A 9,389-nucleotide genomic window follows, 5' to 3' on the forward strand; every position below is an offset into this window, starting at 1 on the left:
AAGGTTATCCTATTAGCTTGCTTATCTGGCTAACAAGCCCTGCAAAATGAGTCGAAGCGCAGTCCATTCACTGCGTAAAAATCCTGACACCTTTGGGCGATCGTCGTCAACATCTTGCTGACGGCGATGATAGAAAATATGTGCCTGCAGTTCGGGCAGCGATATCTCTGGCGGGTAGTTTTGCGCAGGCACAATCGCAGCGCTGAGACCTGGCAACAGCGGTAAAAACGCTACAACCGGGGCATCACAGTGTCGACATAAGCCGCGACGCAACATCGACCATGAGGAAGTAAAATAAAGCTGCGAGGGGTCAAGCAGTTTAAGCTGTTTTGCATTCACGATGCTGGCGTCAGAATATGGCTGTTGATAAATCGCTTGGCAGGTTTCGCAGTGACAGCGAAACCGCGCACAGGCTGTTGTACTTAGCTGCACAACAGCACTGCCACAGCGACAGGCGCAGTTAATGCTGGTCATATGAAGCTGTGTTAGGGTTTTTCTGTAATGCGTGTTTCAATATTAAATCAGCCTCGCTGTCTTACTCAGCAGACTGCTGTGCTGCCTGCCGCGCTTTGCGAACGGCAATAAAACTCGCAATGAAACAGCCCATCGCCACAGCGCTACTCAGCATCATTAGGCCTACTCTTAACATCGCTAGGCTATCGCCGCGCGCTATCGCACCTTTTAATGGCATAAACAAGGCTACTAACAGTAATAGCGTTAGTAATACCGCGATGTGACTAACTACTTTATGTTCTGACTTTACCCCGGGGCTGCAGATAAGCAGTAGCAGGCCAAACATCGCCGGAATTAGCGCCGTTAATGAAGGGGCATCGGATGATAAATAGCCCCAGCCAGATAAGGCAATTAATACCAAAGCATTGATAAGATTAGCTTTAAACGCAGACATAGTGAGCTCCATAAAGGCGAGTATTGGGATTTAATAAAATGTAATCTCAAAATACTCGTATTAGAAAGTGAAGTTTGATAATTTATTCAATATAAGAATAAATACAGTGTAACAAATATAATAAATCTCTGAAGATATAAGGACGTATCATGAAAAATTCGGCTTTTCTCCTGCTTTTAACAGCCTTTATCAGCACCTTATTTAGCGCCTGTGTTGAAATTAATTTCGAGGCAACCGCAACAACCCAAACAGATAGTAATGCAGCTAGCGGTTCGACACTGACTGGCCAGTTATCTGATTCCTATATTCAAGGGCTCAATTATATCGCTACGCCCAGTGGTTTAAACGGCGTAACAGATGCCTTTGGTTCATTTCGTTTTCAGCCGGGTGATGTCGTAACCTTTTCCTTAGGCCCAATTACCTTACCCGAGCTTAGAGCTAACCAAGACGAAATATTTTACGATTTGTTCGATCTCACCGGAGAATCCAGCGACGCTATATCCCCAGCTCAGGCTGAAAAAGCCACCAAAATTGCGCTATTTTTACAAACCCTAGATACTGATGGCGACGATAGCAATGGCATTCAGCTGCCAACGGTCACTGATGTTGCCAATGTCAGCTCAGATGAGACGGTGACATTAGGCATGGATGATGATGCATTTACGCTAAGCGTATTGTTTCAAAATGTTAGACTGAATGGCCAGAATGACGTTGTTTATAGCAATATCTCGGTTAATGAAACAGCTTTGGCAAATGCTCTTGAAAAGTTAAAGCAGAACTCAGGCGCGCAACAGGAAACATCGCTCAAATGGACCTATATTGACGATTCTTTCACTACCTTTGCAGCTGCGCTGGCATCAGCATACCCCAACGGCCCTACTGCAGAACAAGAAAATGATTTTATTGCCACCTACCAGCTGCCGAGCACAATTTTTAGTGGCCAACGTTTTTCCTATATTCCTTTAACAATTGCTGTGCAAGATTTTGAAAATAAAGGCTTGATTCGCGGTCTGCGCCCCAATGCGACTTTCGAACAAGATCCAATCTATGCAGCTCAGGTAAATAATTCGCAGCCTATTAATATCCCAGGAGGCTTTGTGTTTTCCTCGGGTAATACCTTTGTTCCAGCCATCGCCTCTGATGCTGCAGTTGGTGATTATCAGTTGTTAGACAGTAATAATGAGGTCATTACAGCGGTTAATAGTGCCACTGAATTTCATGCCCTGCGGTTAAACATTTATCAAGTTGATATCGACAGTACAGGCGCAAGTGACAACCTTATTGTGTCGCAAGGTGCTTGTGATGCTGTTGAGATAATTAGGCCTATTCAAGGTAAAACTTTCGATGCAACGTTATATTCCGCAATTATTGAACAGTATGACGGTGACCTGTGCAGTTTATCGAATGCTGAATTACTTGCTCTGGATGTGGATAAGGTTTATCTGGGTGAATTTTTAGAACCAGAATTAGTGCCACAAGCAATTACTTTAGATGCGACTAACAGCGCAACAGTTGAAAATCTCTTACTTGCGTCCAGTTCTGATTGTAGAGCAATTGCACCAAGCGAGGGCGTGATTTCGAGATGCCAGTCAGGTGAAGAACTATTTGAGCTGTTTGAACTTACACCAGGTGATTATAATATCAGTTTTAGTGCAGCTGCTGATGCCAATGTTCGTTTAGGTGTGCTCGATGTGGCAAGCTCAAGTGTGCTAGATGTGATAGATGTTGTTAACACAAGCACCGTTAGCGGCAGCTTAAGCATTAATGACAATCAATACATCTTTGTTTCAAACGTAAGCTTTACCGAAGTCGAGTACAGCTTAGAACTTCAGCGCCAAATCCCTTAGCTAGTTTGCAAGCTGTATTAGCTAAATTGCAGGCTGGCTGTATTAATGCAGCTGCACTAAATAGTATAAGCCTTGTGTATTTTACAAGGCAAATTATCCTGCAATAGTCTAAAATTCAGCCACACTAAAACTGCTAATACTGTCTTTGCCCGCGGTAATTTCATCCTGCAGCGCTAACATTTCACCTTTGTAAAGGCGGTAAAAATGATTAGCCGATTTCGCCTGGCTGCTGATAAATTCGTCGCTATATTTTTCAGCCACTTCTGGCTTTTCAGCAGTGCTGGCCATCTTGGCCCAAAGCGCAGCCTGTGTGGTTAATGCAAACATGCGCAGTAACGGCGTAGCCGCTGCGCCCGCTTCTTCGGGGTCCTGCATTGCCGCCTGCATCAGCCATTGCAAGGTTGCTTGCAGCGTGCTGATAAAACTTTTGACATGACTTTGATGAATATCGTTAGCATCCACCAGCAGCTTGTTTAAAGCTGCAAAGTAGGTGTTAGGTAGTCGACCGTTACGCATCAGCAATTTACGGCCAACTAGGTCCAAGGCTTGGATGCCATTGGTGCCTTCGTAGATGCGTGCGATACGGGCATCGCGCAGTAACTGCTCCAATGGCCAGTCTTTGGTAAAGCCAGAGCCGCCCATTAACTGCAGGCCCTGATCGATCGAATAAAACCCCTCATCAGTAAGATGGGCTTTAACAATTGGTGTCATCAGCTGCACAATATCATCAGCTTGCTCGCGCGCCTCTGGGCTGTCGGCAGCATGACTCAGATCGAGATGCCAGGCCGTCCAGTAGGCCATCGCGCGGCTGCCTTCGGTGAACAGTTTTTGCCTTAACAGCATGCGGCGTACATCGGCATGCACAATAATCGGATCAGCCGCCAGCTCAGGCTCAGCTGCACCACTTAAAGCGCGGCTTTGTAAACGTTCTTTAGCAAAGTTGAGCGACACTTGATAGGCAGTCTCAGCCAGCCCCAAGCCTTGCGTGCCAACCATTAAACGGGCTGCGTTCATCATCGTGAACATGCATTTTAAGCCTTCGTTTTCCTTACCAACGAGCCAGCCTTTGGCGCCTTCGAAATTCATGACGCAAGTAGCGCTGCCATTGATGCCCATTTTATGTTCTAGTCCACCGCAGTGCAGTGTATTAGCCGACTGATCATCAAACAGCTTGGGCACCAAAAATAGCGAAATCCCCTTGCTGGTATTTGGTGCGCCGGGCAGTTTGGCCAAGACTAAATGCAGAATATTATCACTTAAGTCGTGGTCGCCCCCGGTAATCCAAATTTTAGTGCCGGTAATATCAAAACTGCCGTCATCATTGGGCGTGGCTTTGGTGCGAATCAAGCCCAAGTCGGTGCCGCAGTGTGGCTCGGTTAAACACATGGTGCCGGTGACCGCACCAGAAATCAGTGGCGCTAAATATTTGTCTTGCAGTGCGGCGCTGCCGTGAGCGGTTAATGCGTCAATCGCTCCGTGCGAAAGGCCGGGGTACATGCCAAAAGCTAAATTGGTTGAGCACACCATTTCGTCGACCACCATTTTTAGCGTATGTGGCAGACCTTGGCCGCCAAAGCGTGGGTCAGCCGATAAGCCACTCCAGCCACTTTCTTGATACAGTTGGTAAGCCTCTTTAAAGCCGCTGGCGGTGGTTACTTGCTTGGTATCGGTCGAGTATTGCGTGCCTTCACGGTCGCCCGCTTGATTGGTTGGCAGCAGCACTTGCTCAGAAAATTTTGCCGCTTCTTCCATCACAAATTGAAAGGTTTCGGTTGTGGCTTCGGCAAACAGTTCAGTATTGGCAAGATCGCCGCAGTCAAAAACGTCAAACAAGACAAACTGCATATGGGTGAGTGGAGTTTGAAAATGGCTCATATGATTACCCTGTGGCAAGGCCAGCGTAAGCTTTGGGCGTTAAAGGCAGGGCTGTGCAAGGGTGGTAATACCTTGGCAACTCGCCCAAAGAGTCGCGGCGGCGTTATCTAAATATGCAGGAGTGCGACACTCGCAAGGCATGAAGTTTAGACGCAGGTAACAGCATCTTAGATCACCGGCAACAGGTCTGGCTTTGTCCTGATTGCGCAGCACAAAACCAGCATTGGCCTTATACCAGCTGCGTTGCCTCATTTTCTGAGCGTGCAATGACTACCGCGCAGCAAGAGTCACTAAAAACATTCACTGCAGTGCGCATCATATCCAGAATACGGTCGGTAACCAGTAGCAAACCAATACCCTCCAGTGGCAGTCCAATCGCGGTTAAGATAACCGCAATCGCCACCAAGCTGGCTGCTGGAATGCCGGCAACGCCAATCGAGGTTAACAGCGCTACCGCAACAATCGTAAACTGGGTCGCAAAGCTTAGATCAAGGCCGTAGGCTTGGGCTATAAACATGGCTGCCACACACTCATACAGCGCGGTGCCGTCCATATTGATCGTGGCGCCCAAGGGCAATACAAATGAGCTGGTTTTTTTACTCACGCCGGCTTGGTTTTCGACACAGTCCATGGTCAGCGGCAAGGTGGCGGAAGAGGAGGCGGTGGAGAACGCTGTCAATAATGCCGGTGACATCGCCTGATAATGTTTCAGAGGCTTAACCTTGGCCACATACTTAAGTAATACTGCCATGGTAAAGCCTGCATGTAATAACAGCGCTAACGTGACCGTGGCCATAAATACCAATAGCGGCACAAACAACGCTAAGCCAGTTTTTGCCATGGTTTCGCCAACCAAGGCAAACACCCCCAAAGGTGCAAATTTCATCACAAAATTGGTGAGCATGATCATGATTTGCTGCAGTCCCTGCCAAAAATTCATCATAGTTGTTTGTGCATCACCGGTAACACGCGATAAAAAATAGCCAAATAACAGCGCAAAAAAGATTAAGCCCAGCATTTGTCCCTTAGCCGCAGCATCGACAATATTAGGCGGCACCATACGTAAAAAAACCGCCATCACATCAGAGCCACTTTTGCCTTCTACTTTCGCCAGCTGGGCATTCACAGCAGCATCTGAACTTAGCGACAGCTGCGCACGCGCAGGCTCGCCATCAATGATGCCTGGGGTAAAAAGGTTTACCAATAGCAAGCCCATCAAAATCGCTAGCAAACTCGACAGCATATAAAAGCCTAGGGTTTTACCGCCCAGACGGCTAATCTCAGACGACTCGCCCATATTCGCGATGCCGCAAATGATCGATGACAACACCAAGGGCACAATCAGCATTTTCAGCGCATTAAGAAACAAGGTGCCGACAAAATCCAGGCTTCCAATCACAGACACGCCAAGCAGGGTAGTTTCTGGGGTAATCAACAGCCCGACGATAATCGCACCGGCGATCGCGATGAGGATTTGCCAGTGCAGTTTTAGCTTTAACATAAAAAGTCCTTAGGATTTAGCCTGATTGCAGCCGCTAACATAGCAATGAATAGGTGACGGGCTCAAGCCTTAATGGGCTTAAACGTTTAAGCAGCACAGGCTTGCAGCACAGTGGCCTGTGTCAGTGCGCTGCTAATCTAGCCTGCCAGTTGCCCTGGTGACTTTGCTGGCAATTTTCTTCGGTGTCAAAGCTGATCTGACGTTTCGGCTGCTTAAGCCCGATCTGCTGCTTGGCCAAATGCTGTTGTATTAAAGCGGCTAAGTCTCGATCATGGCTCTGCGCTAAAAACTGCGTCAGTGCTGCATTAGTATCAAACACGCAAATCACCGAGAGCGAGTCTGGAAAGCGCTGATAGTTTACTCGATGGGTGAGCCAGCTAAAGCCAGCATAAGTTTCCAAGGCTATCTCGCAGACCTCGGTCAGTGCCAAACAGATCGCATTCTCTATTTTTTTATCGCGCTTGCGCATAAATATCACTTAAAGCTGTTTTATGGGCTTGCCGTTCAAGGCGCTAAATACTCGCAGCGCTGTTCGGCAATTTGCCAGCGCGCGCGAATATGATAATCAGCTTTATCGGGGCGTGGCAACTGCAGCGACTCAAGTTCGCGCGCGCGAATACGGATCACGGCAAAATTTTGCTGCGCCTGCGATAGGCTGTTAAAACAAAAGGCCTGCGCCGGGTCATCAACTGGCTCGCCGGGGCAGTGCTGTAAGGCATACAGGCGCTGCGCTTCATTAGATAAACGCTGCCACTGGTCTTGGCTAAACGCATCGTGATAATGCAAGCTAGCCTCGCCGTTTAAACGCATTTGCCATTTACGTTTGGGGCAGTAAAAATGCAGCGCGCACTCAGCGTGTTGCTGCAGCTGCTGCCATTTTTGCGCGCGCGTATCAGTATGCACAATAAAGTCTGGCAGTGCGCTATCGTTAGAATAGGTATCATCAAGCTGCCTAAGAACCACGGTGCGACCCTGCATCGGCTGCGTAATCAAAGTGGGGTGCCAAAATGCGCCGCGTTTGTATAAATCTTTTTTAACTGCCAGTAGCCAATCTTTAAAAATAGGCTCAGCAGGGGGTGTTGGTGATGTAAGGGATGAAGTCATAAAATGCTATTGCGTCGTTTGAGCAAAATTGATTTAGGAAGGTGATATGTGAATGTTATACGAAACTAGTCTGTGATAGCCTTTTAAAAGCTGTATATATCCATAGTAGCTACGCTTTACGTATGGCAATTTTAAAAGTAAGTGTTTTATGCTTCTGTCAGTACATTGCCATCAGGTCCGATCGTACCAACCGTATAAGCCTGTTCTAGCATATTCTGGTCGATAATCGCGCCGCGCAGGTCGGCACCTGAAAGGTAGGTGTTTTGATCCATCAGCACACCTGTTAGATTAGCGCCCTGTAAATTTGCACCAGACAGATTGGCCCCTTTCATATTGCAGAAAAGAAACGAGCCCTTTTCTAAATTCGACGATGAAAGGTTCGCCTTGGCCAAAGTCACAAACGACATGTCAACTTTCGGCGCATACACACTCACTAACAGGGCCTTGTCTAATCGCGATTTGGTGAAATTGGCCCCAGCCAGCGACGACTCGGTGAGGTCTACTTTGCTCAGGTTTGACTCACTTAAATCAGCGCCATTCAATGACATATTCATCAAGCCCGCTGCCACCAAGTCTAGACGGTTCATGGCGCAGCGCTTGTCATTCAGGCGCTGCATGGCAATCTGTCTCGCCCGAGATATTTTCACGCCTTGCGAACTATCAATGGTTTTCCAGCATTCAAGAATGCCCGCTTTTTCGGCATCGTTATTGCCGCGCAGCATGGTTAGCACTAGCAGCACTAAGGAACAAGCACTGAGCAGGCGCGTCCAATCGGGCACCCCAAAAATTGCGGCAATCTGCAGTACCACGAATGACAGCGCCAACCAATAAAGCAATAACTCAGGCACTTTCAGTGAATACAACCATGTTAAGGGGCTGGTGTTTAATGGTTTCTTGGCGGTGTCACTGCTGCTGGTGTTTTGTGCCTTGGCTTTGGCGGCACCCTCTTGCATGATGCGCGCGGCGTTGCTGTAAACTTCTGACCAGGCAGCTGCATAGTCATCGGTCCATAGCTCGCCTAGCTCCTCTTCAAGTGTTTGTAGTAGCGTGTCACCCACAATAGGGTAATGCGACTCTAGCACGCCATAAGTCAAATGCCGCTGCCCCAGTGGCCCCAGCATGTTTTGCAGCTTCTCTGGGTCGCGTAAAGCGGCCACCATCGAGGTTAGGGCGGCCAGTAATTTATTAGCCATTTTTGTCATCGAGGTATTGGCAAAAAGTGGCATCAAATGTGGCGATTGCTCAGAAATTTTTTGGTAAAAAAGCGCCGCAAACCGCTGCCCATCCGGCAGTTTTGCAAAGCTTTCCTCAACCAGCTCGATCGTATCCATACTTAATACCACCCTTTGTTCACAACAATGAATAATAGACGAGTAATGGCGCAAATACGCTATGTAATGGACTATGCCTTATACACCCTCAATAGGGCAATAGCGTATTGGCTATTTGCCAGCATAAATGGGATATGGCTCGCAAGCCTTGGTGTCTGATAAAAGCTATCCAGCTCGACAATACCAGCCAGCCGATGGCAAACCGAAGGTAAGTAAATATTGCCAGTTGCGGGCAAAACTGATGATTTTGGGATTGTTATTCGCCATTAATGATAGCGACTGCTTCCTGAGAGGATAAAGCATGCCCATGATGAAGAAACACTTTGAACGCACCGGAGCTATAGGCTAACTCTTTTAAAACGCGTTCTTCAACTTCGCAAAGACCATCTTCATTCATTTCCATCGCCTGAATAACTACGGCAGCTTTTTTAGGAACAATAATGCTATTTGGAATAATGTTTTTTACTGCAATTGATAAGCAATGTTCAGCAGCTTTAAAATTACCAACTAAAAGTCTTTTTGTAGTGAAACTTTCTTCTGCAAAAAAAGTTTCTGTTCGCTCGTTTTTATCAAGAATGGTAATTATAAATCTATTTATATAAATTTGAATGTATAAGTTTACGACAAAAAAATTCTTCAAAAATTATCCTTATGTAACACCCTATAATATGTGCACAAATGATTAATTGGCTATGGCAATAAAGTTAAAATATTGCAGAAATTTACCACATATTAATTATCAGTGTTTTGACGAGTTAATTTTTTAATGTTGTATAACTTTATTGCAGTAAACATGCCTAAAATACTAAAAGAGGAAAGTATGG

The 9,389-nt window shown here is 46.7% G+C and carries 9 protein-coding genes; 1 reads left to right on the top strand and 8 read right to left on the bottom strand.

What is annotated here, in order from left to right; all coding sequences use genetic code 11:
• Positions 1-21: 21 nt before the first annotated feature.
• Positions 22-474, bottom strand: coding sequence for a GFA family protein (locus HRU21_05505; GenBank protein NRA41751.1), 453 nt, complete (start codon positions 472-474; stop codon positions 22-24).
• A gap of 61 nt (positions 475-535) precedes the next feature.
• Positions 536-907, bottom strand: coding sequence for a hypothetical protein (locus tag HRU21_05510; GenBank protein NRA41752.1), 372 nt, complete (start codon positions 905-907; stop codon positions 536-538).
• Positions 908-1,056: 149 nt separating this feature from the next.
• On the opposite strand from HRU21_05510, the gene HRU21_05515 reads away from it, so the two are divergent.
• Positions 1,057-2,754, top strand: coding sequence for a hypothetical protein (locus HRU21_05515; GenBank protein ID NRA41753.1), 1,698 nt, complete (start codon positions 1,057-1,059; stop codon positions 2,752-2,754).
• A gap of 108 nt (positions 2,755-2,862) precedes the next feature.
• On the opposite strand, the gene HRU21_05520 is transcribed toward HRU21_05515, so the two are convergent.
• The 6 genes from HRU21_05520 to HRU21_05545 form a co-directional block, all read right to left on the bottom strand.
• A complete protein-coding gene (locus HRU21_05520) occupies positions 2,863-4,629 on the bottom strand; it encodes an acyl-CoA dehydrogenase family protein (protein ID NRA41754.1) in 1,767 nt (588 codons plus the stop codon).
• A 229-nt stretch (positions 4,630-4,858) separates the two neighbouring features.
• Positions 4,859-6,130: a dicarboxylate/amino acid:cation symporter gene (locus HRU21_05525; GenBank protein ID NRA41755.1), complete on the bottom strand. Its 1,272-nt coding sequence runs from the start codon at positions 6,128-6,130 to the stop codon at positions 4,859-4,861.
• Between the two features lie 121 nt (positions 6,131-6,251).
• Complete coding sequence (locus tag HRU21_05530) at positions 6,252-6,599, bottom strand: Fis family transcriptional regulator (protein ID NRA41756.1); 348 nt, start codon at positions 6,597-6,599, stop codon at positions 6,252-6,254.
• Between the two features lie 35 nt (positions 6,600-6,634).
• Complete coding sequence (locus HRU21_05535; protein NRA41757.1) at positions 6,635-7,234, bottom strand: pyridoxamine 5'-phosphate oxidase family protein; 600 nt, start codon at positions 7,232-7,234, stop codon at positions 6,635-6,637.
• 146 nt (positions 7,235-7,380) lie between these two features.
• Positions 7,381-8,565, bottom strand: a complete 1,185-nt coding sequence (locus HRU21_05540) for a pentapeptide repeat-containing protein (protein ID NRA41758.1) — start codon at positions 8,563-8,565, stop codon at positions 7,381-7,383.
• 256 nt (positions 8,566-8,821) lie between these two features.
• A complete protein-coding gene (locus tag HRU21_05545) occupies positions 8,822-9,205 on the bottom strand; it encodes a hypothetical protein (protein ID NRA41759.1) in 384 nt (127 codons plus the stop codon).
• Positions 9,206-9,389: the final 184 nt, after the last annotated feature.

Source organism: Pseudomonadales bacterium, assembly GCA_013215025.1.
Classification (GTDB): domain Bacteria; phylum Pseudomonadota; class Gammaproteobacteria; order Pseudomonadales; family DT-91; genus DT-91.

Bases quoted from the DNA above. Each gene is read 5' to 3' on its own strand.
- HRU21_05505 (NRA41751.1), bottom strand. From the start codon at position 474: ATGACCAGCATTAACTGCGCCTGTCGCTGTGGCAGTGCTGTTGTGCAG.
- HRU21_05510 (NRA41752.1), bottom strand. From the start codon at position 907: ATGTCTGCGTTTAAAGCTAATCTTATCAATGCTTTGGTATTAATTGCC.
- HRU21_05515 (NRA41753.1), top strand. From the start codon at position 1,057: ATGAAAAATTCGGCTTTTCTCCTGCTTTTAACAGCCTTTATCAGCACC.
- HRU21_05520 (NRA41754.1), bottom strand. From the start codon at position 4,629: ATGAGCCATTTTCAAACTCCACTCACCCATATGCAGTTTGTCTTGTTT.
- HRU21_05525 (NRA41755.1), bottom strand. From the start codon at position 6,130: ATGTTAAAGCTAAAACTGCACTGGCAAATCCTCATCGCGATCGCCGGT.
- HRU21_05530 (NRA41756.1), bottom strand. From the start codon at position 6,599: ATGCGCAAGCGCGATAAAAAAATAGAGAATGCGATCTGTTTGGCACTG.
- HRU21_05535 (NRA41757.1), bottom strand. From the start codon at position 7,234: ATGACTTCATCCCTTACATCACCAACACCCCCTGCTGAGCCTATTTTT.
- HRU21_05540 (NRA41758.1), bottom strand. From the start codon at position 8,565: ATGGATACGATCGAGCTGGTTGAGGAAAGCTTTGCAAAACTGCCGGAT.